The sequence below is a fragment of the Streptomyces sp. 11x1 genome, from assembly GCF_032598905.1.
Taxonomy (GTDB): domain Bacteria; phylum Actinomycetota; class Actinomycetes; order Streptomycetales; family Streptomycetaceae; genus Streptomyces.
This window is the reverse complement of the sequence record NZ_CP122458.1, coordinates 5,172,578-5,198,672: the sequence shown is the minus strand read 5'-3', so window position 1 is coordinate 5,198,672 and position 26,095 is coordinate 5,172,578. Positions and strand designations below refer to the sequence as shown.

The 26,095-nt window shown below is 69.2% G+C and carries 20 protein-coding genes and 3 pseudogenes; 11 read left to right on the top strand and 12 right to left on the bottom strand.

Annotation, left to right across the window (positions count from 1 at the left end):
* Positions 1–9: 9 nt before the first annotated feature.
* Complete coding sequence (locus P8T65_RS22770; protein ID WP_316727133.1) at positions 10–1,665, bottom strand: protein kinase domain-containing protein; 1,656 nt, start codon at positions 1,663–1,665, stop codon at positions 10–12.
* A 390-nt stretch (positions 1,666–2,055) separates the two neighbouring features.
* On the opposite strand from P8T65_RS22770, the gene P8T65_RS22765 reads away from it, so the two are divergent.
* The gene (locus tag P8T65_RS22765) at positions 2,056–3,627 is read left to right on the top strand and encodes a protein kinase domain-containing protein (protein ID WP_316727132.1); all 1,572 of its coding nucleotides are present in this window, start codon (positions 2,056–2,058) and stop codon (positions 3,625–3,627) included.
* A gap of 69 nt (positions 3,628–3,696) precedes the next feature.
* Here P8T65_RS22765 and P8T65_RS22760 read toward each other — a convergent pair whose 3' ends face one another.
* Positions 3,697–4,860, bottom strand: coding sequence for a phosphotransferase (locus P8T65_RS22760; protein WP_316727131.1), 1,164 nt, complete (start codon positions 4,858–4,860; stop codon positions 3,697–3,699).
* A 550-nt stretch (positions 4,861–5,410) separates the two neighbouring features.
* On the opposite strand from P8T65_RS22760, the gene pdhA reads away from it, so the two are divergent.
* From pdhA to P8T65_RS22745, 3 genes are read left to right on the top strand one after another with little or no spacing between them, the layout of a single operon-like run.
* Positions 5,411–6,628: a pyruvate dehydrogenase (acetyl-transferring) E1 component subunit alpha gene (gene pdhA / locus P8T65_RS22755; RefSeq protein WP_316727130.1), complete on the top strand. Its 1,218-nt coding sequence runs from the start codon at positions 5,411–5,413 to the stop codon at positions 6,626–6,628.
* Positions 6,629–6,630: 2 nt separating this feature from the next.
* The gene (locus P8T65_RS22750) at positions 6,631–7,659 is read left to right on the top strand and encodes an alpha-ketoacid dehydrogenase subunit beta (RefSeq protein ID WP_374117006.1); all 1,029 of its coding nucleotides are present in this window, start codon (positions 6,631–6,633) and stop codon (positions 7,657–7,659) included.
* A gap of 11 nt (positions 7,660–7,670) precedes the next feature.
* The gene (locus tag P8T65_RS22745; protein WP_316727129.1) at positions 7,671–9,137 is read left to right on the top strand and encodes a dihydrolipoamide acetyltransferase family protein; all 1,467 of its coding nucleotides are present in this window, start codon (positions 7,671–7,673) and stop codon (positions 9,135–9,137) included.
* Between the two features lie 87 nt (positions 9,138–9,224).
* Here P8T65_RS22745 and P8T65_RS22740 read toward each other — a convergent pair.
* Both P8T65_RS22740 and P8T65_RS22735 read right to left on the bottom strand, forming a co-directional pair.
* A pseudogene (locus P8T65_RS22740) lies at positions 9,225–10,038 on the bottom strand (Bro-N domain-containing protein).
* 172 nt (positions 10,039–10,210) lie between these two features.
* Positions 10,211–11,041, bottom strand: coding sequence for a D-alanyl-D-alanine carboxypeptidase (locus P8T65_RS22735; RefSeq protein WP_316727128.1), 831 nt, complete (start codon positions 11,039–11,041; stop codon positions 10,211–10,213).
* A gap of 336 nt (positions 11,042–11,377) precedes the next feature.
* Here P8T65_RS22735 and P8T65_RS22730 point away from each other — a divergent pair, with 336 nt between their 5' ends.
* Positions 11,378–12,055 carry a GntR family transcriptional regulator gene (locus P8T65_RS22730; RefSeq protein ID WP_316727127.1) on the top strand — a complete coding sequence of 226 codons (678 nt, stop codon included), beginning with the start codon at positions 11,378–11,380 and terminating at the stop codon, positions 12,053–12,055.
* Positions 12,052–13,368 carry an MFS transporter gene (locus P8T65_RS22725; protein ID WP_316727126.1) on the top strand — a complete coding sequence of 439 codons (1,317 nt, stop codon included), beginning with the start codon at positions 12,052–12,054 and terminating at the stop codon, positions 13,366–13,368. Before P8T65_RS22730 ends, P8T65_RS22725 begins: the two co-directional genes overlap by 4 nt.
* Positions 13,369–13,457: 89 nt before the next feature.
* Here P8T65_RS22725 and P8T65_RS22720 read toward each other — a convergent pair whose 3' ends face one another.
* A complete protein-coding gene (locus P8T65_RS22720) occupies positions 13,458–14,282 on the bottom strand; it encodes a maleylpyruvate isomerase family mycothiol-dependent enzyme (RefSeq protein WP_316727125.1) in 825 nt (274 codons plus the stop codon).
* 233 nt (positions 14,283–14,515) lie between these two features.
* Here P8T65_RS22720 and P8T65_RS22715 point away from each other — a divergent pair, with 233 nt between their 5' ends.
* Positions 14,516–15,310, top strand: coding sequence for a carbon-nitrogen family hydrolase (locus P8T65_RS22715; protein WP_316727124.1), 795 nt, complete (start codon positions 14,516–14,518; stop codon positions 15,308–15,310).
* 100 nt (positions 15,311–15,410) lie between these two features.
* Here the strand turns inward: P8T65_RS22715 and P8T65_RS22710 are convergent, their stop codons facing one another.
* Complete coding sequence (locus P8T65_RS22710; protein ID WP_316727123.1) at positions 15,411–15,902, bottom strand: LURP-one-related family protein; 492 nt, start codon at positions 15,900–15,902, stop codon at positions 15,411–15,413.
* Between the two features lie 141 nt (positions 15,903–16,043).
* On the opposite strand from P8T65_RS22710, the gene P8T65_RS22705 reads away from it, so the two are divergent.
* Positions 16,044–17,888 (top strand): thioredoxin-like domain-containing protein, encoded by a 1,845-nt coding sequence (locus tag P8T65_RS22705; RefSeq protein ID WP_316727122.1) that lies wholly within the window; start codon positions 16,044–16,046, stop codon positions 17,886–17,888.
* A 53-nt stretch (positions 17,889–17,941) separates the two neighbouring features.
* Here the strand turns inward: P8T65_RS22705 and P8T65_RS22700 are convergent, their stop codons facing one another.
* From P8T65_RS22700 to P8T65_RS22690, 3 genes are all read right to left on the bottom strand, one after another.
* Positions 17,942–18,178 carry a DUF6458 family protein gene (locus P8T65_RS22700; protein WP_215457022.1) on the bottom strand — a complete coding sequence of 79 codons (237 nt, stop codon included), beginning with the start codon at positions 18,176–18,178 and terminating at the stop codon, positions 17,942–17,944.
* A gap of 132 nt (positions 18,179–18,310) precedes the next feature.
* Positions 18,311–19,609, bottom strand: a complete 1,299-nt coding sequence (locus P8T65_RS22695) for a M18 family aminopeptidase (RefSeq protein ID WP_316727121.1) — start codon at positions 19,607–19,609, stop codon at positions 18,311–18,313.
* Positions 19,610–19,777: 168 nt separating this feature from the next.
* On the bottom strand, positions 19,778–21,604 hold the full coding sequence (locus P8T65_RS22690; RefSeq protein ID WP_184906247.1) for an acyl-CoA dehydrogenase: 1,827 nt from the start codon (positions 21,602–21,604) through the stop codon (positions 19,778–19,780).
* 149 nt (positions 21,605–21,753) lie between these two features.
* Between P8T65_RS22690 and P8T65_RS22685 the strand changes: the two genes are divergently transcribed.
* From P8T65_RS22685 to P8T65_RS22675, 3 genes and pseudogenes are all read left to right on the top strand, one after another.
* Complete coding sequence (locus tag P8T65_RS22685; protein ID WP_184906245.1) at positions 21,754–22,248, top strand: SseB family protein; 495 nt, start codon at positions 21,754–21,756, stop codon at positions 22,246–22,248.
* Positions 22,249–22,462: 214 nt separating this feature from the next.
* Positions 22,463–22,672 (top strand): annotated as a pseudogene (locus P8T65_RS22680) (pirin family protein); the annotation flags it as partial.
* A gap of 93 nt (positions 22,673–22,765) precedes the next feature.
* Positions 22,766–23,737, top strand: coding sequence for a pirin family protein (locus P8T65_RS22675; protein ID WP_316727119.1), 972 nt, complete (start codon positions 22,766–22,768; stop codon positions 23,735–23,737).
* Positions 23,738–24,047: 310 nt separating this feature from the next.
* Here the strand turns inward: P8T65_RS22675 and P8T65_RS47320 are convergent.
* From P8T65_RS47320 to P8T65_RS47310, 3 genes and pseudogenes are all read right to left on the bottom strand, one after another.
* Positions 24,048–24,888: pseudogene (locus P8T65_RS47320) on the bottom strand (IS630 family transposase).
* 93 nt (positions 24,889–24,981) lie between these two features.
* Positions 24,982–25,083 carry a winged helix-turn-helix domain-containing protein gene (locus P8T65_RS47315; protein ID WP_399099758.1) on the bottom strand — a complete coding sequence of 34 codons (102 nt, stop codon included), beginning with the start codon at positions 25,081–25,083 and terminating at the stop codon, positions 24,982–24,984.
* Between the two features lie 126 nt (positions 25,084–25,209).
* Positions 25,210–25,395 carry a hypothetical protein gene (locus P8T65_RS47310; RefSeq protein ID WP_399099755.1) on the bottom strand — a complete coding sequence of 62 codons (186 nt, stop codon included), beginning with the start codon at positions 25,393–25,395 and terminating at the stop codon, positions 25,210–25,212.
* Between the last annotated feature and the right edge of the window lie 700 nt (positions 25,396–26,095).

The following is a 26,095-nucleotide window of genomic DNA, read 5'->3' as shown; positions in this document are numbered from 1 at the left end:
ACAGAGGCGTCAGGCCGGGTTGCCCGTCGAGACCTTGAGGATGATCGAGGGCATGTCCTTGGGGTCGACGTCCTCGGAGGCGGCCGGGTACTGCTCCATGACCGTGCCCTCGCCGTACGTGTTCTCGTCGACCTTCTGGACGTCGTACTGCCAGCCCGCCGCCTGGAAGCACTTCTTCACCGAGTCGATGTTCTTGAAGGTGAAGTCCGGCAGCTCGATCTTGTCGGGGTCGTTGTACGACTCCGAGGGTTCCGTGCACTCGGTCGAGTCGATGACCTTCGACGTGTCCGGACCCTTGTGCCCCTCGACCACGGTCGGCGAGGAGGACGCGTTCGCGCCGTCGTCGCCGCCCTCCGTCTCGGTGCCCGAGCTCAGGCTGAGCGCCACGATCAGACCGCCCACCGCCAGGACCGACACCGCGATCGCGCCCACGATGACGCCCTTGTTGTTCTTCCCGCCCCCGGAACGCCCGGCCGACAGCGAGGACTGCTGGGGCGTGATGTTGTACGGAGGCGGGGTGGCCCCGCCCTGCTGCGGCGAGTACGCCGCGGTCTGCGGCGGCGTCGGGTAGCCGCCCTGCTGCGGGTAGCCGTAGGACGGGGCGGGCGTCGGCGCCGGGGCGGGTGTCGGCGGACCGTAACCGCCCGTCGAGGGCGGCTGGTACGGCATCTGGACGCTGCCCGACTGCGGTGCGCCCGTGTGGTCGATCGGCGGGAAGACCGCCGAGGAGACCCCCGCGCCGCTGGCCGTCTGCACACCCGGCACGATGCTCGGCGCGACGGGCTGGAGGGACGCGGCGACCCGCAGGCACTCGTCCCGCATCACCTCCGCGCTCGGGAACCGCTCGTTCGGGTTCTTCTTCAGCGCGCGGGCGATGATGGCGTCCACGGCCGGCGGCAGGGAACGGTTGATCGAGGAGGGAGCGACCGGCTCCTCCTGGACGTGCGCATACGCTATGGCCAGCGGCGAGTCCGCCTCGAACGGCAGTCGCCCGGTGGTCAGCTGGAAGAGCATGATGCCGACCGAGTACAGGTCGGAGCGGGCGTCCACGCCGCGGCCGAGGGCCTGCTCGGGCGAGAGGTACTGCGGGGTGCCGACGACCATGCCGGTCTGCGTCATCGACGTGACACCGGACTGCATGGCGCGGGCGATGCCGAAGTCCATGACCTTCACGACGTTGCGCTTGGTCATCATCACGTTGCCCGGCTTGATGTCCCGGTGGACCAGGCCCATCTCGTGGCTGATCTCCAGCGCCGCCAGCACATCAGCGGTGATCTTCAGAGCCTTGTCGGAGGGCATGGCGCCGAGCTGGGCGACATCCGCGTCGAGCACCGAACCGAGCGGCTTGCCCTCGATGTACTCCATGACGATGTACGGCGTCGTCATGCCGTCCAGATCGTCCTCGCCGGTGTCGAAGACCGACACGATGTTGGTGTGGGTGAGCTTCGCCACGGCCTGCGCCTCACGGCGGAAGCGCTCACGGAAGGCCTGTTCGCGGCCGAGGTCGGTGTGGAGTGTCTTGATAGCGACCTGTCGGTCGAGCACCGAGTCGTACGCGAGGTGGACGGAGGCCATGCCGCCCTCGCCGAGCAGGTCACGCAGTTGGTAGCGGCCACCGGCTAGCGACCGCCCCGCGTACCGGCCCTGTGCGGCGTCCTGGCTCATCTTCCTGCGTCCCCCATCGGCGCGCGCGAAAGCTGCTGGCGTGGCTCCCGCGATCTGTGATCCCTGAAGATTCCGGTGATCCTTTGTGCTATTCCCGGCCAAGTCTGCCCCAGGGCACTGACACGTCAAGCGCGGTGCCCGATCCGTGACCGTACGCGAAAGAAGCGTCGCGGAAGCGTTACAGGGGGCGTACGCCCGGTACACAGAACTTGCACGAGTGCGCGCGCTGCGGGTTTCATGGCCGATCAACCTTTGAATCCACCTTGAATCCGTCGTGAACCCGTCGCGCATCCAACCCGGACCGGCCTCTTGCGTGAAGGCTGTAGCGTGGCCGACGGAGACCGTAACAAGTACCGCGCGGACCGCGGGCAGAAACGACGGCGAGGACTGATGGCACAGCAGCAGCGCTCTCAGGGCCCGTCCGACCCCGAGGCGACTGGCGGCGGCATGTCGGACGCGCCGGAGTTGTGGGGCAACGGCGGGCTGGTAGGTGACGGCCGGTACCGGATGACCCACAGACTCGGCCGGGGCGGTATGGCCGAGGTGTTCGCGGCCGAGGACGTGCGCCTCGGTCGTACGGTCGCGGTCAAACTGCTCCGCTCCGATCTCGCCGAAGACCCCATTTCCAAGGCCCGCTTCACGCGTGAGGCCCAGGCGGTGGCCGGTCTCAACCACCACTCGATCGTGGCTGTCTACGACTCCGGCGAGGACGTCGTGAACGGCACCCCCGTGCCGTACATCGTCATGGAGCTGGTCGAGGGCCGCACCATCCGCGATCTGCTGATCAACGCCGAGGCTCCCGGCCCCGAGCAGGCGCTGATCATCGTCTCCGGTGTGCTGGAGGCGCTCGCGTACTCGCACCAGCACGGCATCGTGCACCGCGACATCAAGCCGGCGAACGTCATCATCACCACGAACGGCGCGGTGAAGGTGATGGACTTCGGCATCGCCCGCGCCCTGCACGGCGCGTCCACGACGATGACGCAGACCGGCATGGTCATGGGCACGCCGCAGTACCTCTCCCCGGAGCAGGCGCTCGGCAAGGCCGTCGACCACCGCTCCGACCTGTACGCCACCGGCTGTCTGCTCTACGAACTCCTGGCGCTCCGGCCGCCCTTCATCGGCGAGACCCCTCTGTCGGTGGTCTACCAGCACGTCCAGGACATTCCGGTGCCGCCCTCCGAGACCTCGGAGGGGGCGGCGCCCCCGGAGCTCGACGGACTGGTCATGCGCTCCCTCGCCAAGGAGCCGGACGACCGGTTCCAGACGGCCGAGGAGATGCGCGGCCTCGTCCAGTACGGCCTGCAGATGCTCTACGACCAGGGCGGCCACACCGGCACCTGGAACACCGGGCCCGTCGCCATGCACGACGGCCGGCACACCCCGCCGGGCGGTATGTCCGGTACGACGGTCATGCCGCACCCGGGGGAATCGGGCACCTCGCAGATCCCGCAGCCGATCCTGCCGGGGTACGGCGGCGGAGGCCGGGACGACGGAGGCTTCGAGGGCAGCGGCAACCGGGGCGGCGGCCGCGGCAAGCTGTGGATCCTCGCCGTCCTCGCGGTGATCGCCATCGCGGCGGGCGTCGCCCTGGCGCTGAACAACAACGGCGCCTCCGGCGGCGGCGGCAACGAGACCACCAATTCCCCGACGGCCACGACGTCCAGCAAGGACAAGGACGCCAGCGAGTCGCCCACCGACGAGGCGACCGAGGAGCCCACGGACGACACCACCGACTCGAACAACGGCGGCGGCTACACGCCGCCGTACACGCAGCAGCCGAGCTCCAGCCCGTCCCCGACGCAGAGCCAGCCGTCGGAGGAGCCGACGACCGACGAGCCGACGTCCGAGGAACCCACGTCCGAGGAGCCCACGGAGGAGCCGACCGAGGAGCCGACCGACGCCAGCAGCGGCGGCGACGCGGGCGGCCTGCCGGGCGGCATCGGCGGCGAAGAGGGCTGACCACGCTGGAGGGGGTGCGCCGGGGCGGAACTCGCCCGGCGCACCCCTCGTCGTGCGCGCCGCGTCGGCTCACTCCACGAACGCCTCGCGCACCGCGTCGTACTCCCGTGTCCACCACACCACCAGCGCCGAGGCCGCCGGGAACTGCGGGTCGGCGCGGGTGTCACCGCGCTCGTAGTGCCAGCGCAGCATCCAGAAGTCGTTGAGCCGCTCCCACCACACACGGTGCACGGCCGCCGCGAGCTCGGCCGGGGCGGCGCCCGCGGAGCGCCGGTACGCGCGCGCGTAGGAGCGCACCTTCGCCAGGTCCAGGGCACCGACGGGACGTACGAAGAAGATCACCGCCGCCCGGACCGCCTCCTCCGCGCGCGGCTGCACACCGAGCCGGTCCCAGTCGAGGATCGCGGCCGGCACCTCGGGGACGTCGTCGCGGTAGAGCACGTTGTAGGGGTGGAAGTCGCCGTGCACCCATCCCACCGGACCACCCCTGGGCGGCCGCCGGTGCGCGTGCCGTTCCAGCAGACGCCGCCGCTCCAGCAGCCGGTGCCGGGCGAGCGCGTCGAACGGGTCGGCCGGGCGGAGGCGGCGTACCCGGTCGAGCAGATCGTCGATGAGGGCGAAGGTCTGCGCGGGATCGGCGCTCTCGGTCCCGACGGCCCCGCCGGCCCCGGCATCACCGGCAGCACCGGTACTTCCTGGAGGCCGCCGTGCCTCCCGGGCCCGCCGCTGCGCCGGGATCAGCCGCTTCCGCGCGGGTGAGACCGGCTCCTTCACGGACGCGCCCGGCTCCTCCGGCGTCGGCATCACCCGTTCCAACGAGGCGTGCACGACCCCCAGCAGCGCCCCCAGGCGGGCGCACTGCCCGGGGGTGAGCTGGCCGCCGTGCCGGTGGCGCCCCTCGATCCACGGGTGCAGGGCGTAGGCGTGGCCGGCGACGATCGCCACCGTGCCCCCGTCCCTTCCGGTCAGCGGCGGGGCGACGGGAACGCCCAGGTCGGCGAGGCACTGGGTGGCCCGGTGCTGGCGCAGGATCGCGGCCGGGTGGGCGGTCTCGGGGTCGAAGTGGTGCTTGAGGAAGTACCGGCCGCGGGTGGTGCGCAGTCGGTAGCCGCGATTGAGAAGTCCCTCGTCCACGGGTTCACAGGCCAGCACGGAACCGGCGGCGTACTGCTCCAGCAGGGGGCCCAGAGGGGGCGTGTGGAGCACAGGGGGTGGTACAGATGAGCGCGGCACGCGCCAGATGTTAGGGCATGCGCCACGCCGCTGACCTGACGCTTGTCACACACAGTCGTTACCGATCACCGAGTGCATGGATCCGAACTGCGACTCGACGCGCAGACATACGGGCCGGGCGGACGCCGCGCCCGTCGCGGAGCAGGGCACTCCCGCCCGCTTCACGGATGGAGCAACTTGCGCCACCGATCTCGCGGCCCGTATCCGGCGAACTCTTCCCGTGGCCGGGTTGGCCGGGATAACGTGCCGGTGTTCCGGCCCCCTGCCAGGCTGTAGCCAGTGCTGTGACCAGCAGCTGTTCCCGACAGACGCGAACTACTTGGACCCCCTAGTACCGAATTACTTGGAAATCCAAGGAAAATCGCAGGTCAGTAGGGGTTTCACAGGAATGCGGCGCACTGGGTAACGTGCCTCGTGCAGGGCGCTCGCCGGGGCACCTGTCACGTCTGTTCCCGGCCAAGGGCACCCACCCCGTGCACGGGCACCGGGATCAGGCGAGCCGCACTGGTCACCCGGCAACCCCGGGGGCCGGACCGACGGAGGAGCACACGTGACCGTGGAGAGCACTGCCGCGCGCAAGCCGCGACGCAGCGCCGCAGGCAAGACCGGCACCACCGGCAGCAAGGCGGCCGGCACCACCGGCACCAGGCGCGCCACTGCGAAGAAGCCGACCGACGCCCAGCCCGAACTCGTCCAGCTGCTGACGCCCGAGGGCAAGCGCGTCAAGAATGCCGAGTACGACCCGTTTGTCGCGGACATCACCGCCGACGAGCTGCGCGGCCTGTACCGCGACATGGTGCTGACCCGTCGCTTCGACGCCGAGGCCACCTCCCTGCAGCGCCAGGGCGAGCTGGGCCTGTGGGCCTCGCTGCTCGGCCAGGAGGCCGCCCAGATCGGCTCCGGGCGGGCCACCCGCGAGGACGACTACGTCTTCCCGACCTACCGCGAGCACGGCGTCGCCTGGTGCCGCGGCGTCGACCCGACCAATCTGCTCGGCATGTTCCGCGGCGTGAACAACGGCGGCTGGGACCCGAACAGCAACAACTTCCACCTCTACACGATCGTCATCGGCTCCCAGACGCTGCACGCCACCGGCTACGCCATGGGCGTCGCCAAGGACGGCGCCGACTCGGCGGTCGTCGCCTACTTCGGTGACGGCGCCTCCAGCCAGGGCGACGTCGCCGAGGCGTTCACCTTCTCCGCGGTCTACAACGCGCCGGTCGTGTTCTTCTGCCAGAACAACCAGTGGGCCATCTCGGAGCCCACGGAGAAGCAGACCCGCGTCCCGCTCTACCAGCGCGCCCAGGGCTTCGGCTTCCCGGGCGTCCGCGTCGACGGCAACGACGTCCTCGGTTGCCTCGCCGTCACCAAGTGGGCGCTGGAGCGCGCCCGCCGGGGCGAGGGCCCCACCCTGGTCGAGGCGTACACCTACCGCATGGGCGCCCATACCACCTCCGACGACCCCACCCGCTACCGCCACGACGACGAGCGGGTGGCCTGGGAGGCCAAGGACCCGATCGCGCGTCTGCGCAGCTACCTCGAGTCCGAAACGGACACGAACGAGGGATTCTTCGCGGAACTCGAAGCGGAGAGCGAGGCGTTGGGAAGGCGAGTGCGCGAAGTGGTGCGTGCCATGCCCGACCCGGACCACTTCGCCATCTTCGAGAACGCGTACGCGGACGGCCACGCGCTCGTGGACGAGGAGCGCGCCCAGTTCGCGGCGTACCAGGCGTCGTTCGCCGATGTGGACGAAGAGGAGGGCAAGTAGCGATGACCACGCAGACAGCCGCGCAGGCGGCAGGGCAGACCGCCGGGCAATCCGCCGTGAAGAACATGGCGATCGCCAAGGCGATCAACGAATCGCTGCGCAGGGCCCTCGAAGCCGACCCCAAGGTTCTCGTCATGGGCGAGGACGTCGGCAAGCTCGGCGGTGTGTTCCGGGTGACCGACGGCCTCCAGAAGGACTTCGGCGAGGACCGGGTGATCGACACCCCGCTCGCCGAGTCCGGCATCGTCGGCACCGCCATCGGCCTGGCCCTGCGGGGCTACCGCCCGGTGGTGGAGATCCAGTTCGACGGCTTCGTCTTCCCCGCGTACGACCAGATCGTCACCCAGCTGGCCAAGATGCACGCGCGCTCGCTGGGCAAGGTCAAGCTCCCCGTCGTCGTCCGTATCCCCTACGGCGGCGGCATCGGCGCCGTCGAGCACCACTCCGAGTCCCCGGAGGCGCTGTTCGCGCACGTGGCGGGCCTGAAGGTGGTCTCGCCGTCGAACGCGTCGGACGCCTACTGGATGATGCAGCAGGCCATCCAGAGCGACGACCCGGTGATCTTCTTCGAGCCCAAGCGGCGCTACTGGGACAAGGCCGAGGTCAACCCGGAGGCGATCCCCGGCCCGCTGCACAAGGCCCGGGTGGTCCGCGAGGGCACCGACCTCACGCTCGCCGCGTACGGCCCGATGGTGAAGCTCTGCCAGGAGGTCGCCGACGCCGCCGCCGAGGAGGGCAGGGCCCTGGAGGTCCTGGACCTGCGGTCGGTCTCCCCGCTGGACTTCGACTCCATCCAGGCCTCCGTGGAGCGGACGCGCCGTCTGATCGTGGTCCACGAGGCTCCGGTCTTCTTCGGTTCGGGCGCGGAGATCGCCGCCCGCATCACCGAGCGGTGCTTCTACCACCTGGAGGCTCCGGTCCTGCGCGTCGGTGGATACCACTCCCCGTATCCGCCGGCCCGGCTGGAGGAGGAGTACCTGCCGAACCTGGACCGGGTGCTCGACGCCGTCGACCGCTCGCTGGCGTACTGAGGGAGAGGTCCGTGACGACGATGACAGACACGTCTCCGCGCGAGTTCAAGATGCCCGACGTGGGCGAGGGACTCACCGAGGCCGAGATCCTCAAGTGGTACGTCCAGCCCGGCGACACCGTCACCGACGGCCAGATCGTCTGCGAGGTCGAGACGGCCAAGGCCGCCGTCGAGCTGCCCATCCCGTACGACGGTGTCGTACGCGCCCTGCACTTCCCCGAGGGCACCACGGTCGACGTCGGCACGTCGATCATCGCGGTGGACGTGGCGGGCGGTGCGGCCCCGGCCGGCGCCGACGAAGCGGCGCCCGCCGAGCCCGCGGTCGAGCCGAAGCCCGCGGCCAAGCCCGTGGCGGCGCCGGCGGCCAAGAAGCCCGAGGGCCGCAAGCCGGTCCTCGTCGGTTACGGCGTCGCCGAGTCCTCCACGAAGCGCCGCCCCCGCAAGGGCGTCCCGGCCGCCGCCGCGCCCGCCGAGGACACGCTGTACGGCGCCTCGGCTCTCCAGGGCATCCAGGGCGACCTCAACGGACACGGACAGCACGGGGTCACCGTCGCGCGTCCGCTGGCCAAGCCGCCGGTCCGCAAGCTCGCCAAGGACCTCGGGGTGGACCTGTCGACGATCACCCCGTCCGGCCCGGACGGCATCATCACCCGCGAGGACGTCCACGCGGCCGTGGTCCCGCCGAAGGCTCCCGAGCCAGTGACGGAGACACCCACGGCCCCGGTCGCACCCGCCGCGCCCGTCCAGACCCCGGTTCCGGTGGCCTCGTACGATGGCGCGCGGGAGACCCGTGTCCCGGTCAAGGGTGTCCGGAAGGCGACGGCCGCGGCGATGGTCGGCTCGGCCTTCACCGCCCCGCACGTCACGGAGTTCGTGACCGTCGACGTGACGCGGACGATGAAGCTGGTCGAGGAGCTGAAGCAGGACAAGGAGCTGGCGGGCCTGCGGGTCAACCCGCTGCTGCTGATCGCCAGGGCCCTGCTGGTCGCGATCCGGCGCAACCCGGACATCAACGCCACCTGGGACGAGGCCGCCCAGGAGATCGTGGTCAAGCACTACGTGAACCTCGGCATCGCCGCGGCCACCCCGCGCGGTCTGATCGTCCCGAACATCAAGGACGCGCACGCCAAGACGCTGCCGGAGCTGGCGCAGTCGCTGAGCGAGTTGGTCTCGACGGCCAAGGAGGGCCGGACCTCCCCGGGCGCCATGCAGGGCGGCACGGTCACCATCACCAACGTCGGCGTCTTCGGCATCGACACCGGCACACCCATCCTGAACCCGGGCGAGTCCGCGATCCTCGCGGTCGGTTCGATCAAGCTCCAGCCGTGGGTCCACAAGGGGAAGGTGAAGCCCCGCCAGGTCACCACGCTGGCACTCTCCTTCGACCACCGGTTGGTGGACGGGGAGCTGGGTTCGAAGGTGCTGGCGGATGTGGCGGCGATCTTGGAACAGCCGAAGAGGTTGATCACCTGGGCGTGAGACTCCCCGCTGGGTAGGCTCAGCACACAGGGGCGCCGCAAGTTCGGATTGCGACGCCCCTGTCCTGTGCCCGCTCTCGGGGAGAGGTCAGCGCTGGTGCAGCACGTACACCGGGGCTCCGTCCGCCGCCGCACCCACGGGATGGATGCAGGCGTGCTTGCGCAGCAGTCGGAGGCATTCGTTGACGCGGTGCACCGACAGGCCCGTCCGGGCCGCGATGGCTTCCGGTGGCTGCCGCAACTCGCCCTTCTCGACGAGGACCGGGGCGATCACGACGGCCACCGTCCACACGTCCGCCGTCACGGACAGTCGTTCGCGCCAGTCGGCCAGGACCGTCTCCGTGGTGGGGCGCGTCGAGAACGCGGTGGTGTCCGGCGTCGGTCGGGCGGGGGTGAGGGCGAGGGCGTCGAGCCGGTCGGCGATGCGTTCCATGGCCTGGGCGATGGCCTGCTGGGCGGCGAGGGTTGCGCTCTGCAACTCCACCATGTGCTCCTGCAGGGCGATCGACCTGTGCTGTGCCTGCGCGAGTTGCTCGTCGGCGTGGAGGTTGCGCTCACTCCGGCTTGGTGCAGGCGCTGACGAGCAGGATCAGACCTTGGAGATCGATGAGATTCAGGTCTCGACGCCACTCTCTACCTGCGGGAATGCTGAGACCGTAAGCTCCAGTTACGGTCTCAAGAATGTCTCGGTGCGTCTCCGGGACGTGGTCGGCGAGAGCCTGCCGCGAGTTGGAGTGTCCCAACTGCTTGCAGACATCCACTGCCGGGAACCAGTGAGTCCCGTCCGGCATGGTCAGCCGGCGGACGCGGGCTCCGGTAGCCGCGTAGACGAAGTCGCCGACGTCGAGGGCGTCCTCCTTCCGCATGCGGGGGTCGGGCTGGTGCTTGCTGGGTTCGATCATCTGAACCACCTCCGCTGTGGAACGTACGGAGGTGGAACTCGAATATGCCAGCTGGGCCAGCCATGTTCACTGTTGCGAGGCAAGGAAGCCTGATCGGCTTGCGCGGGAAACGCGAAGGGGGCCACCGCGGTGAGCGGTGGCCCCCTTCGCATGCCTCCGAGAGGCCGGTCGTCTAGAGCGTGGCGAAGCCGTAGTCCATCAGCTTCTTCACGTCCGCCGTGCGGGTGGTCGCATTGGTGGACGTCAGGACGGTGCCCACGATCGTCTTGCCGTTGCGGGTCGCGGCGAAGACAAGGCAGTACTTTGCCTGGGCGCCGGAGCCGGTCTTCACGCCGAACGTTCCCTTCCAGCCGAGCAGGGTGTTGGTGTTGTTCCAGGTGTAGTAGCGGTAGCCGCCGCTCTTGGTGGTCACCTTCTGCTTGGTGGTCTTCGTGCCCACGATGGACTTGAACGTGGAGTTCTTCAGCGCGTTGCTGGCGAGCTTGGTGAGGTCGCGAGGCGTCGAGTAGTTCGAACCGTTGCTGATGCCGTCGAAGGAGTCGAACTTCGTGTTCGTCATGCCGAGGCTCTTGGCGGTGGAGTTCATCTTGCCGATGAACGACTTCACCCGCGCCGCACGCGTCGAGCCCGTGCCGAACTTGTCGGCGAGCGCATACGCGGCGTCGCAGCCCGACGGCAGCATCAGCCCATAGAGGAGCTGGCGGACGGTGACCTTGTCGCCGACGATCAGGCCGGCGTGGGAGGCCTGGTTCTTGACGATGTAGTCGCTGTACGCCTTCGAGACCGTGACCTTGGCGTTCAGGTTCAGGTTCTTCTGCGACAGCACGACCTTGGCGGTCATGATCTTGGTGGTGGAGCCCGTGGACCGCTTGGTGTCCGCGGCCTTCGTGTATAGGGCCTTGCTGTTGGCGTTGTTCCATACGAACCCGCCCTTGGCGGTGATCGTCGGCTTCGCGGGAGCCGCCTGCGCGGGAGCGGAGGTGACGACTCCGGTCGCGATCATCGCACCGGTGGTCACGACGACTGCAGCGGCTCTGCGGACACGTGCGCCCTTTATGGCGGTAATCAAGTCAAGTACCCCGATTGCGTCAAATGTCTGTGGAGCGCGGCCACTTGTGCTCCGGTTTCGGGCAAGCAGTGCCGCTTCTCATGTGACAAGTGAGTAGCACAAAAGGTTGTGCTCTGGGTGTGCCGGGGGTCAATTCGCGTCCATCTCACAGTTCTTCGACGGGTTCAGGGTGGGTGCGAGGCGGTCTCTGGGCTGGTTCCGCAGTGGGCGTGCCGTCCCGGATCGTGGACGAGGGCGGCGATGTGTACGTGTTGTATCTATGCTGTGGACATGCCCTCCGCCCCAGCTCCCGCCTCCGCGATCCCCTCCGTGAAGCAGCCCCCCGCCGCCGACCGTGTCTACGCCCATGTCAAGCAGGGTGTTCTGGAGCGCCGCTACGAGGGCGGCACGCTGCTCACCGAGGGCGAGCTCGCCGAGGCGGTCGGCGTGTCGCGGACGCCGGTACGGGAAGCGCTGCTGCGGCTGCAGGTCGAGGGGCTGATCAAGCTCTATCCGAAGAAGGGCGCCCTCGTGCTGCCCGTCTCCGCGCAGGAGATCGCGGACGTCGTGGAGACCCGACAGCTGGTCGAGGAGCACGCGGTCCGCAAGACGGCCCCGGCCTCGCCGCAGCTGATCGAGCGGCTGGAGAGCCTGCTGGAACAGCAGAAGGCGCAGGCCGCCGCCGGGGACCTGGCGGGCGCTGCGGTGACCGACCGCTGTTTCCACGCCGAGATCGTCCGCAGCGGCGGGAACGAGATCCTCTCCCGCCTCTACGACCAACTCCGCGACCGGCAGCTGCGGATGGGCGTCGCCGTGATGCACGCCCACCCGGACCGCATCACGAAGACGCTCACCGAGCACGAGGAGATCCTCCGGGCGCTGCGCACGGGCGACGCGGAGGCGGCCGTGGAGATCGTGCACCGTCACGTGAGCTGGTTCTCCAACCTGGCGCGGGGGGAGGTCCGTTGAGCCGACCTGTCATATCGTCGTCCGCCGGGTCCCTGCCCGGGGACCCGCCCGGCGGCCGCCGGGCCCTCGCCGTCTGGGGTGTGGGCGTCTCCGTCTACTTCGTCGCCGTCATCTTCCGTACGTCGTTGGGCGTGGCCGGCCTCGACGCCGCAGAGCGCTTCCATGTGGGCGCCTCCGCCCTGTCCACGTTCTCGATCCTCCAGCTGCTGGTCTACGCCGGGATGCAGATACCCGTCGGCCTGCTGGTCGACCGGCTCGGCACCAGGAAGGTGCTGACCCTGGGCATCCTGCTGTTCACGGCCGGCCAGATCGGCTTCGCGCTGTCTCCGTCGTACGGCATGGCGCTGGCGTCGCGGGCGCTGCTGGGCTGCGGCGACGCGATGACGTTCATCAGTGTGCTGCGGCTGGGCAGCCGGTGGTTCCCGGCCCGACGCGGGCCGCTGGTCGCGCAGATGGCGGGCCTGGTCGGCATGGCGGGCAACCTGGTCTCGACGCTGTTGCTGGCCCGGCTGCTGCACGGGGTGGGCTGGACAGCGGCGTTCGCGGGCAGCTCGGTCGCCGGTCTGGTCGTGCTGGCCCTCACGCTGCTGTTCCTGAAGGACCACCCGGACGGGCATGAGCCGGAGCCGTTCCCGCACCACGGTGCCGCGTACGTGCGGCGGCAGATCGTGGCGTCCTGGAGGGAGCCCGGCACCCGGCTCGGGTTGTGGGTGCACTTCACCACCCAGTTCCCGGCGATGGTGTTCCTGCTGCTGTGGGGGATGCCGTTCCTGGTCCAGGCGCAGGGGCTCAGCCGGGGCACCGCCGGTGAACTGCTCACTCTCGTCGTCCTGTCCAACATGGTGGTCGGACTGGTGTACGGCCAGATCGTCGCCCGGCACCACGCCGCGCGGCTGCCGCTGGCGCTCGGCACCGTCCTCGCGACGGCGGCGGTGTGGGCGACCACGCTCGTCCACACCGGCGAGCGCGCCCCGATGTGGCTCCTGATCGTGCTCTGCGCGGTCCTGGGCGCCTGCGGTCCGGCATCGATGCTCGGCTTCGATTTCGCCCGCCCGGCGAACCCGCCGGAGCGTCAGGGCACCGCCTCCGGGATCACCAACATGGGTGGTTTCGTCGCCTCCATGACGACCCTGTTCGCGGTCGGCGTCCTCCTGGACCTGACCGACGACGACTACGGCATCGCCTTCTCCGCCGTGTTCGTCCTCCAGGCGCTGGGCCTGAGCCAGATCCTCCGCCTGCGCGGCCGCGCGGCCCGCCGCGAGCGGGAACGCCTGGTGGCGAGCCGGGTGGAGACGGTGCACGTACCGGCGTAGGGGCCGGTAGGCCGGTGTGAGGGGCAGCGTTCGGCGGCCCCGCGAGCCGACGGCCCCGCAGAGCCGGCCGCTACCGGGTCACCCGGCCGCTACACCGTCACCGCGAACGCGTGCAGGATCGCCGCGATCAGGTGGGGGTCGCCCTCGGCCTTGATGCGGTCGGCGACGAGATCGGCGGTGACGCGGCCGCAGGCGAGACGGACGTAGGTCTCCCAGTCGAGCGTGAGGGTGGCGGCGGGGCCGAGGGCGGGAGCCGTCTCCAGCGTGCCGCGGCCCTGGATGTCCACGCGGACGGTACGGATGAACTCCACCGGGCCGTGCACGTCGAAGACGACGGCCGAACTGCGCGGCGCCTGCGCGTCCTCCGCGACCACCTTCGGCAGCACGGACAGCAGCTCGTCACGGACGACGAGCGCGCCCGGCGAGTCCAGGTTCCCCGGCTGGCCCAGCGCGGCGCGCAGGTCCTGCTCGTGGACCCAGACGTCGAAGGCGCGGTTGCGCATGGCCTGTTCGAGGGTCAGCTCGGTGCCGAGCGGGCCCCGCACCTTGTGACCCGGGTCCCGGGACTCGTTCCGCAGCTGGCGGTTGCGCCGGATGATCGTGTACTCCAGCTCGGAGGTCATCTCCGGCGCGGTGTGGTGACGGCGGGCGTCGACCTGCATCTCCATGTACCGCTGGTGCTCGGTCCGTACGTGGTACAGATCGCGCGGCAGGGTGTGGATCGGCCGGGGGTCGCCGAGCATTTCGCAGTCCAGGCCGATGACGTGGGAGACCACATCGCGCACCGACCACCCCGGGCATGGCGTCCGGCGGTTCCACTCGCCCTCCACGAGCGGCGACACCAGCTCGGATATCGCGTCCACGGAGTGGGTCCAGGCGTCGGCGTAGGGCTGAAGAGTGGGATGCAGACTCACGGAACGGGACCCCTCGGGCGGTCGGTACGTGTCAGTACGGTCGGTACGTGTCGGCTACGTGGGTGGTGGTCTTCAGTGGGGGCGTCGGCGTTGACGGCGTGGAGTAGGTCGTCGGCGGCTGTCAGTGGGTGCTGTGAAACGTTAAGTTACGCTGCTCTGAGGCACCCCGGCAGTGCTTTCGTGTGACGATCGTAGGCTGGTGTGGACGGCTCGAATGCCAGGACGGTGGTACTGTGCGCGCCTCGCTCATCCAGATCGGCGTAGACGAGGACGAATCGGTCGAATCGCGCAGGCGGCGGGTGGCCTCGCTGGTACGGGACCAGGCAGGCGCCGATCTCGTCGTCCTCCCGGAGCTCTGGACCACCGGCGCATTCGCGTTCGAATCCTTCGCCTCGGCGGCCGAACCGCTGGAAGGGCCGACGTACGAGGCGATGGCCAAGGCGGCGACCGACACGGGCGTCTGGCTGCACGCCGGCTCGATCCCGGAGCGGGCCCCTGACGGCACCCTCTACAACACCTCCCTCGTCTTCTCACCGTCCGGCGACCTCGCCGCCTCCTACCGCAAGATCCACCGCTTCGGCTTCGACAAGGGCGAGGCCGTGCTGATGGGTGCCGGCGCGGAGCTGGTGACGCTCCGCGTCCCGGACACGACCATCGGCATCGCCACCTGCTACGACCTGCGGTTCCCCGAGCTGTTCCGGGGGCTCGTCGACGCGGGCGCCGAGATGTTCGTGCTGTCGGCGGGCTGGCCGGAACGCCGTCGCTCCCACTGGACGCTGCTGGCGCAGGCCCGGGCCGTGGAGAACCAGGCCTACGTCCTCGCCTGCGGAACGGCCGGTACGCACGCGGGAGTTCCCCAGGCAGGTCACTCGATCGTGGTCGACCCCTGGGGCGAGGTCCTGGCGGAGGCGGGCCCCGGCGAGGAGGTCCTCACGGTCGACCTCGACCCGACGAGGGTCGCGACGACGCGTGAGCAGTTCCCCGCGCTGAAGGACAGACTCCTGGGGCTGGAGCCACCGCGCCGCTGAGCTTCGTGCCTGCCGCGCTTCGGCTCCGCCGAGCTTTCGTGCGCTGAGCTTCGGCTCGGCCGAGCCTTGGCGGAGCGTGCGTTTCCCGGCGTGTGTTCCCTCAGTCGTCCCGTTCCCGCTCCGCCAGGTTGATCACGCACACCGTCACGGCGATCAGCAGGGCCGGGTCCGCGTCGTCGCGTACGACGTCGAGGCCGTAGGTCTCGCGGACGTGCAGCCATCTGCGGGAGATGTGCGCGAGGAGTTCGCCCTCGTACTCGATGGCGAACTCACGGTCGAGGATCTTGCCGCTGACGTCGAGTTCGGTGCCGTCCGCCAGGGAGACCCGGTAGTGGTTGCGCAGGAGGGAGAGGCGCTTGCGGCGGACGGTGGCGAGGGGCTCGCCGCCGCGTTCGACGACCATCGTGTCGCGCAGCGCGAACATCTTGCGGCGGATGTCGATCAGTACCTCCCCCCGGGTGTCCTTCAGCTCGAAGGTGTCCCGCAGCCGCATGGCCTTGCCGTCGACGAGGAAGGCCTTCCGGCCGTGCTCGTCCTCGATCCAGTAGTCGTCACCGATGCCGAGGATCCGGTCGCGTACGAGGAATCTCATGCCTGCAGACGTTCCCCGGGGACGACCGCGAAACATCGCCGGTAGACCCGAAAAGCCCAGCCCGACGAGTTGTCCACAACCTGGAAGCGCGGTTTTCCACAGGGTCCGAAGCGGTTTCCCGAAAAGTGGCACGCTTGATCCATGAGCGATTCCGCGACCCAGCACTCGGCCCCCCGCCGTGTCCGTGTCCGCGCCCCCGAGCTGATCGGGAAGGGCGGCTGGCTGAACACGGGCGGCGAGCAGTACACCCTCGCCGACCTGCGGGGGAAAATAGTGGTGTTGGATTTTTGGACGTTCTGCTGCATCAACTGTCTGCATGTTCTCGACGAGCTGCGGGAGCTGGAGGAGAAGCACCGGGACACCGTGGTGGTCATCGGGGTCCACTCGCCGAAGTTCGCGCACGAGGCGGAGCACGGGGCGGTGGTCGACGCCGTCGAGCGGTACGGGGTGGAGCACCCGGTGCTCGACGATCCGGAGCTCGCCACCTGGAAGCAGTACGCGGTGCGGGCCTGGCCGACGCTCGTGGTGGTCGATCCCGAGGGGTACGTGGTCGCCCAGCACGCGGGCGAGGGCCATGCGCACGCCATCGAGCGGCTGGTCGTCGAGCTGGAGACCGAACACGAGGCCAAGGGGACACTGCGGCGCGGCGACGGGCCGTACGTGGCGCCCGAGCCCGAGCCGACGGTGCTGCGGTTCCCCGGCAAGGCCCTGCTCCTGCCGGACGGCGACTTCCTCGTCAGCGACACCACCCGGCACCGGCTGGTCCGGCTGGCGGCCGACGGCGAGACCGTCGTACGGCACTACGGCTCCGGCGAGCGTGGGTTCGTGGACGGCGGTGCGGAGCACGCCCGCTTCAGCGAACCGCAGGGGCTGGCCCTGCTGGACGGCGGTGCCGTGGTCGTCGCCGACACGGTGAACCACGCGCTGCGCCTGCTCGACCCGGACGCCGGGGCGGTCACGACGCTCGCGGGCACCGGCCGCCAGTGGTGGCGGGGCTCCCCGACCTCCGGGCCGGCGCGGGAGATCGACCTCTCCTCCCCGTGGGACGTGGCCGTGTTCGACGGCAGGGTGTGGATCGCCATGGCCGGTGTCCACCAGCTGTGGACGTACGACCTCGCCGAGGGCACCGTGGCGGTGGCGGCCGGCACGACCAACGAGGGCCTGGTGGACGGGCCGGCAGACGAGGCCTGGTTCGCACAGCCCTCGGGGCTCGCGGCCACCGCCGACCGGCTGTGGCTCGCCGACTCCGAGACGTCCGCGCTGCGCTGGGTGGACCTCGACGGCGCCGTCCACACGGCGGTCGGGACGGGACTCTTCGACTTCGGTCATCGGGACGGGCCGGCCGAACAGGCGCTGCTGCAGCATCCGTTGGGCGTCACGGCCCTGCCCGACGGGTCGGTGGCCGTCAGCGACACCTACAACCACGCGCTGCGCCGCTACGACCCGGCGACGGGTGAGGTCGGGACCCTGGCCACGGATCTGAGGGAGCCGAGTGACGCGGTGCTCGTCGGGGACGACATCGTGGTCGTCGAGTCCGCCCGGCACCGGCTGACCAGGCTGCGGTTGCCGGAGGAGACGGTGAAGGTGGAGGCCGTCGCCCAGCGCACCCGGCGCGCGGCCACCGAAGTCGCCCCCGGCAGGCTGCGGTTGGACGTGGTCTTCCAGGCCCCGGCGGGGCAGAAGCTCGACGAGCGGTACGGGCCCTCGACCCGGCTGCTCGTCTCCGCCACCCCGCACGAGCTGCTGCTGCGAGGCGAGGGCGCGGACACGGCCCTGTCCCGCGAGCTCGAACTCGACCCGTCCATATCCGAGGGCGTCCTGCACGTCTCGGCGATGGCCGCCTCCTGCGACGACGACCCCTCCCACGCCTACCCGGCCTGCCACGTCCACCAGCAGGACTGGGGCGTGCCGGTCCGGCTCACGGAGGGTGGGACGGACCGGCTGCCGCTGGTGCTGGCGGGGATGGACGAGGGCGACGGGGCGTAGGCCCGGACCAGGACCGGCCATGGCCCAGGCCCGGACCAGGCCGTGTGGCCGGCTCAGTAGCCCTGGTAGCCGCCCCGCTGCTGGCCGGTCTCGTCCACGACCGGGGTGGTGGGGGGCACCACCACCCGCCTCCGCCTGGCGATACTGCTGAACGTCGCGACTCCGATGAGTCCGACGATCATGAAGATGATGCCGACCAGGTCGAGGTTGACCCCTTGCATGTCCCAGTCGGTGGCGAACGTGAGGATGGCCCCCACGGCGATCAGAATGATGCACCCGCCCAGGCCCATGAGTGTTCCTCCCTGTGTCCGGTTGGGGCGGCCGGTCGTTCCGGTCGTTCGGTCCTACCGGTTGACATCGGGTACCCGGACAGGCCGGTCAGTAACAGGCGTTGAGGGCGGGACGGGGTGCACGGCCGCGGGTCAGCCCCCCAGGAAGGCCGCCAGGGCGTTCGCCAGGAGGTAGGGGTCCTTCGCTCCGCACAGCTCGCGGACGCTGTGCATCGAGAGGATGGCCACGCCGATGTCGACGGTGCGGATGCCGTGCCGGGCGGCGGTGATGGGGCCGATGGTGGTGCCGCAGGGCATGGAGTTGTTGGAGACGAACGTCTGGAAGGGCACTCCGGCCTTCTCGCAGGCGGCGGCGAAGACGGCGCGGCCCGAACCGTCGGTGGCGTAGCGGTTGTTGACGTTGACCTTCAGGATCGGGCCGGCGTCCGCGCGGGGGTGGTGCGTCGGGTCGTGGCGCTCGGCGTAGTTGGGGTGGACGGCGTGGCCGGTGTCGGAGGAGAGACAGACGGTGCCGGCGAAGGCCCGTGCCCGGTCCTCGTAGGAGCCGCCGCGGGAGAAGACCGAGCGCTCCAGCACCCCGCCGAGCAGCGGGCCGTCGGCGCCGGTGTCGGACTGGGAGCCGTTCTCCTCGTGGTCGAAGGCGGCGAGGACGGGGATGTGGGGGAGTTCGTCGCCCGAGCCGGCGACGGAGGCGAGTGCGGCCGTACCGGCGTGCACGGAGAGGAGGTTGTCCATGCGGGGGCCGGCGAGCAGTTCGTTGTCGCGGCCCAGGTAGGCGGGCGGTTCGACGGAGTGGGTCATCAGGTCCCAGCCGGTGACCTCGCCGGCGGGGATGCCCGCCTCCTCCTCCAGGAAGGCGATCAGGTCGCCGTCGCGGACGTCGTCGCCGAGGCCCCAGACGGGCTGGAGGTGGCGCTGCTTGTCGAGCTTGAGGCCCTCGGAGGAGACCGTCCGGTCGAGGTGGATGGCGAGTTGGGGGACGCGCAGGAGGGGTCTGTCGACATTGACGAGGCGGCTGGTGCCGTCGCGCAGGGAGAGCCGGCCGGCGATGCCGAGGTCGCGGTCTAGCCAGGAGTTCATCAGCGGGCCGCCGTAGATCTCGACGGCGACCTGGCGCCAGCCGTGGGCGCCGCTGTCGGGGCGGGGTTTGACCCGCAGATTGGGGGAGTCGGTGTGGGCACCGATGATGCGGAAGGGGGTGTGAGGGTGGGCGCCCTTCGGGACGTACCAGGCGATGATCGCGCCCCCGCGCAGCACGTAGCGGCCGCCCAGCGAGCCGTCCCACGCGTCGGCCTCCGAGACCTGCCGGAAGCCTGCCTTCTCCAGCCGTTCCGCGGCGCTCGCCACCGCGTGGTACGGGGTGGGGCTGCTCGCCAGGAAGGTCATGAGGTCGTCGGTGTGGCCGCGATCGAAGTGTGGGGGTGTGCGCATGGGGTTCACCTTAACGACGTACGAGGGCCCACTCCCTGGGGATGGGAGCGGGCCCTCGTGGTGAGCGTGCGGAGGGGGAGGCGCCGGACGGACGGGCAGGGTCCGTCCGGCGCCACGACCGGGGTGCGGCCGGGGAGGGGCAGGCTGGTGAGCCGCCTTGGATGCCGGCTAGAACGCCGCCTCGTCCAGCTCCATCAGGTCCAGGTCGACGCCCTCGGAGATCTTGCGGGCGAGGGTGACGCCCGGGAGGACGTTGGCCGCGAAGAACTTCGCCGCCGCGATCTTGCCGGTGTAGAAAGCCTTGTCCTTGGCGGAGGCGTTCTCCAGCTTCTCGGCGGCGACGGCGGCGCCCTTGAGGAGCAGGTAGCCGACGACGACGTCACCGGAGGCCATCAGCAGGCGGGTGGTGTTGAGGCCCACCTTGTAGATGTTCTTGACGTCCTGCTCGGTGGCGGCGAGGTCGGTGAGGAGGAGGCCGACGATGGCCTCCAGCTCGACGGCGGCCTTGGCGAGGTGCTCGCGGGCGCCGTCCAGCTGCTCGCCGCCCTCCCCGAGCGCCAGGAACTTCTTGATCTCCTCGGCGAGGGTGTTCAGCGCGGCGCCCTGGTTGCGGACGATCTTCCGGAAGAAGAAGTCCTGGCCCTGGATCGCGGTGGTGCCCTCGTAGAGGGTGTCGATCTTGGCGTCGCGGATGTACTGCTCGATCGGGTACTCCTGGAGGAACCCGGAGCCGCCGAAGATCTGCAGGGACTGGGCGAGCTGCTCGTAGCCCTTCTCGGAGCCGTAGCCCTTGACGATGGGCAGGAGCAGGTCGTTCAGGGCCTCCAGGGCGGAGACGTCCTCGCCCGCCGCCTCCTTGACCTGGATCTCGTCCTGGATGGAGGCGGTGTAGAGGACGAGGGCGCGCATGCCCTCCGCGTACGCCTTCTGCGTCATCAGCGAGCGGCGGACGTCGGGGTGGTGGGTGATGGTGACCTTGGGCGCGGTCTTGTCCATGAAGTTCGCCAGGTCGGGGCCCTGGACGCGCTCCTTGGCGTACTCCAGCGCGTTCAGGTAGCCCGTGGAGAGTGTGGAGATCGCCTTCGTGCCGACCATCATGCGGGCGAACTCGATGATGCGGAACATCTGGCGGATGCCGTCGTGCTTGTCGCCGATCAGCCAGCCCTTGGCCGGGTGGCGGTCGCCGAAGGTCATCTCGCAGGTGTTGGAGGCCTTGAGGCCCATCTTGTGCTCGACGTTCGTCGCGTACACGCCGTTGCGCTCGCCCAGCTCGCCGGTCTCGAAGTCGAAGAGGTACTTCGGGACGAGGAAGAGGGACAGGCCCTTGGTGCCGGGGCCGTGGCCCTCGGGGCGGGCGAGGACGTAGTGGAGGATGTTCTCCTCCATGTCGTGCTCACCGGAGGTGATGAAGCGCTTGACGCCCTCGATGTGCCAGGAGCCGTCCTCCTGCTGGACCGCCTTGGTGCGGCCGGCGCCGACGTCGGAGCCCGCGTCGGGCTCGGTGAGGACCATCGTGGAGCCCCACTGCTTCTCCACGGCGACCTTGGCGATGTGCTTCTGGACCTCGTTGCCCTCCTCGAAGAGGATGCCGGCGAACGCGGGGCCCGAGGAGTACATCCAGACGGCCGGGTTGGCGCCCAGGATCAGCTCGGCGAAGGCCCAGATCAGGGAGCGGGGCGAGGTGGTGCCGCCGATCTCCTCGGGCAGGCCGAGCCGCCAGTACTCGGAGTCCATGAAGGCCTTGTAGCTCTTCTTGAAGGATGCCGGTACCGGCGCGGTGTTCGTCTCCGGGTCGAAGACCGGCGGGTTGCGGTCGGCGTCCGTGAAGGATTCCGCCAGCTCGTTCTCCGAGAGCCGGGCCAGCTCCTCCAGGATGCTCTTCGCGGTGTCCGTGTCCATCTCCGCGAACGGACCGGTGCCGTACAGCTTGTCGCGCCCGAGCACCTCGAAGAGGTTGAACTCGATGTCGCGGAGATTCGACTTGTAGTGCCCCATGGCGACGGCTCCGTAAGAGAGATCGGCGAGGCACTGGATCCTCGCGCTAGTTCACATACCAACGAGTAGCTTCTCTGTCGATGATGCTACCCACCGGTAATAAGATGCAACCCCGAGCCGTCCATCTGTGACTCGTTACGCTTTGCCGCATGTACGGCTACGACCAGAGCGCCGGCCCTCAGCAGCAGTACGCCCCGCCGCCGCAGCAGCAGATGCCCGGGCAGATGCCCGGCGGCCAGATGGGGGGCGGTTACGGGCAGCAGCCTCCCCTGTACCCGGAGCCGTCCCCGCCCTCCCTCGCGGACGCGGTGCGGGCCTTCACCACCGGGCAGATGGCGGCGGAGGACTTCCAGCAGGTCTTCGCCTCGTCCAAGGTGTACTGCCCGCGCGGGGACAACCCCGGGTTCCTGGCGCTGCACAACACTCAGCAGCCGGTGATCCCGATGTTCACCTCGCTGAAGGAGCTGCGTCGGTACGCCGGCAAGGAGTCCAAGTACTTCGTGATCACCGGAGCGGAGGTGATCGATCTGCTGCCGACCGGGTACGGCTTCGTCCTCGACATGGAGGGGGAGCATCGGATGGTCTTCGATGCGAAGGCCGTGGAGCAGATGGTGGAGTTCGCGATGCGGCGGATGTACGGATAGCTCCGCTGGTTGGGCCGGGTTCCGGGTCCGCGGTGGTGGGGTGCGGTTCGTTGCGGAGTGCGGGGCTGTGGAAGTTGTTCGCGCAGTTCCCCGCGCCCCTTCAGAGCGAGCCCCGGGGTGCGGCCCTGGTGGGAATGCGGGGCGGCTTGTGTGCTGTTGAGGGTGGCAGGAAGTTCAATAGTCAACTAAACTGAGCGCACAAGGAGGTACCGACATGCCCGCAGTGACCGTCGAGAACCCGCTGACCCTGCCCCGTGTCGCCGCACCGACCGACGCGGTGGCCCGTCCGGTGCTCGCCGTGACGACCGCGCCCAGTGGGTTCGAGGGCGAGGGCTTCCCGGTTCGCCGGGCGTTCGCGGGGATCAACTACCAGCACCTCGACCCGTTCATCATGATGGACCAGATGGGCGAGGTGGACTACGCGCCGGGAGAGCCCAAGGACTCTATCAGTTGGGGGAGTATCCCGACGGATGCTCGCTGACCTGCGGAAACTTCCACCAAGAGGAGAGTCGGACCCATGCCTGCTGTAACCGTCGACAACCCCTTGACCCTCCCGCGCGTGGCCGCGTCGGTCGATGCCGTGGCCCGTCCTGTGCTTGGTGTGACGACCGCGCCGAGCGGCTTCGAAGGTGAGGGTTTCCCCGTTCGCCGGGCGTTCGCGGGGATCAACTACCGCCATCTGGACCCGTTCATCATGATGGATCAGATGGGTGAGGTTGAGTATCAGCCTGGGGAACCGAAAGGGACCCCGTGGCACCCGCACCGCGGCTTCGAGACCGTCACCTACATCATCGACGGCATCTTCGACCACCAGGACAGCCAGGGCGGCGGCGGCACCATCACCAACGGCGACACCCAGTGGATGACGGCCGGCTCGGGCCTGCTCCACATCGAGGCGCCGCCGGAGTCGCTGGTCATGTCCGGCGGTCTCTTCCACGGCCTGCAGCTGTGGGTGAACCTGCCGGCCAAGGACAAGATGATGGCGCCGCGCTACCAGGACATCCGCGGCGGGCACGTGCAGCTCCTCACCACCCCCGACGGCGGCGCGCTGCTGCGGGTCATCGCCGGCGAGCTGGACGGGCACGCGGGGCCCGGCATCACCCACACCCCGATCACCATGGTCCACGCGACCCTCGCGCCCGGCGCGGAGCTCACTCTTCCGTGGCGGGAGGACTTCAACGGCCTGGCGTACGTCCTCGCGGGCAAGGGCGCGGTCGGCGCGGAGCGCCGCCCGATCCATCTGGGGCAGACCGCGGTCTTCGGCGCGGGCTCCTCGCTGACGGTCCGCGCGGACGAGAAGCAGGACGCGAACACGCCGGACCTGGAGGTCGTGCTGCTGGGCGGACAGCCGATCCGTGAGCCGATGGCGCACTACGGCCCGTTCGTCATGAACACCAAGGACGAGCTGCAGCAGGCGTTCGAGGACTTCCAGAAGGGGCGGCTGGGAACGATCCCGGCAGTGCACGGCATGTCTGAGGGCGGACTGTAGGGATCACTACGGCCGCATGTGGACGAGTCCGCCCGGAAAGGGGTGAGGCTCGTCCGCGCTCGAAGCCGCCTTCTTGGTCTCCAAGTAATCGGCCGGGTCTGCGACCTGCAGTGATCTTTGCTGTGGGTCTCTGGCCTGGCCTTTTCTTGATTGTTGGCGACGGGGTGCGATGGACTTTATTGGGTGTCCTGCGGACTGTGTGCGGACTGGTATGTGAAGTGAAGCTTCTCCTCGACCATGGCCACCATCTCGAGGAGTCATCGCCTGCGCGCGCAGAACTCCGTACGTCGACTCCAGAGGGCTGACCTTCTTAGGCTCGGAGTGCAGCGCGCTGACGCCCTGAACCTCCATGTAAGCCTCGGCCACGAGAAGGGCGACGAGACCAGGGCCGGCCCAGGCAATTCGCGCGATGACACGTCACGCAAGCGGGTACTGACCGACCTCGGCGCGGCCGAGATCGACGCACCCAGAGACCGGACCGGCTCCTGGGCCGTTGACGCCAGGCATCGAGTTCTTCGGTGGCCTCGTCGGTCGCGCGGGAAACAGGTCGCGGGAGAGGTCCACGTCGCAGATCTCCGCGAAGACCACCAGGGCGTACGCAAAAAGGAACACCGCGACGGAAGACTATTGATCCGAAACTCAAAGGGTTCTGTTCGAGGATGTAGCGGACGTGGGGTCCGCCGAAGTAGCCGCGGACGATGTGTGGCTGACGTTGGCGTCGGTGGAAGAACCGGCGGGACTCGGCGGCGAGTTGGGCCTGGTCGCGGGCCCGGTTGTGCATGGGCAGGCTCCGTTTGAGGTCGGCGTTGACCAGTTCGTCGGGGTTCAGTTCCGGCGAGTACGACGGCAGGAAGTGCAGCTCGATGCGGTCCGGGTGATCGGAAGCGGTGAGCGGAGTGGCCGTCCACGACGAGGTGCACTTTGTGGTCGAAGTGGCCTACGAGCCGGTCCAGGAAGCGGCCCATGACGTCGGCGTCGAAGGTCTCGGTGAAGACCATGAAGTGCATGCGGCCCTTCGTGCTGATCGCGGACATCGCGTTCACCGAGAACCGGTTGCCCGTGCAGCGCACGATGGGGGTGCACCCCTTGGCGCCCCAGGTGCGGCCGGTGATCTGGTCGGAACGGATGCCGACCTGGTCGGCGAAGAGCACCTCCCCGCCCGCGGCCCTCGCCCTGGCCCGGATCGCCGGCCAGGTCTCCTCCCGCCAGACGCGGACCGCTTCCGCGTCCTGTTCGACGGCCCGCTAGTCCGGGCGCTGGAAGGACAGGCCCCAGCGGCGCAGGTACTTGCCCATGCCCTGATCGGTCAGCCGCACCCGGTACAGCTTCGCGATCAGGTCCCCCACTCCCGCCCGCGTCCACAGCTGCCCCGCCAGCCCCAGGTCACAGGGACGGTGATCCAGTACGGCCTGCCGGATCGCCTGCTGCTCGACGGCGCCGAGAACCTGATGTTCGCCGACCCCGCGGCTGAGCTACGAGCGCTTCGCGCTGGCCAGCCACTTCCCCCACCAGTTGTCCACCGCCTTGAGCGAGACCCGGAACACCGCCGCGACATCCTCGCGAGTCCGGCCCGCCACCAACGCGGCCACCGCCCGCAGCCGAAGAGCCTCCTGCGCTGACGGCGACAACTGCCGTGCGTCCCCTACCAGTTCGCTCACGCAGGGATCAACGACCCAGAGCACCTACCGTTTCGGATCAATAACTGCCGTGAAGCCCAACGTTGTGGATGTACACTCAAAATCCCTCGCGGGGGATTCCCGCCAATGCGGCCTTCGCTCAATTCACCTCGTGATGCACGCGCCTGCTCGCGATTCCAATCAAGAGGTACAACTGTGCGTAAGTTCGGAACCCGTAGTACCTGGAAGCGGATCGGTATGGTTGCTTCCATCTCGACCCTCCCATTGGCCCTCGCGAGCCCCGCTTGGGCTGTCGTGAAGTACTCGTTCATACAGGCTGGAGTCGCCGGCTTCAACTCGAAGCCTGTGACCGATGACGGAGGTAGCGGCGGGAACAAGGTGGACTTCACCGGATGCCATACGGAGTTGGGTAGAAGTGTGACTGTTCAGCTGCGTCGTGCTGTCATCGGACCCGACACCGGATTCGACACAAAGACGTACACGGCATGCTTCAACGGTGGAACGTCGTCCGGCGAGTGGGGTGCCGGAACCGAGGGTCACGACTATTACTTCCGCATCACCAAGATCGATGGAAATTCGATAGTCGGCCCGACTATCAGCGTCGATCAGACCCGTATGTCATTCTAGGTGACACTGGATTCTGAATACCTGGGTGGAGACCTGAAACGCAGGTCTCCACCTGCCTCTTGATGAAACAGACAGAGGCACCCCCACGCTGAAA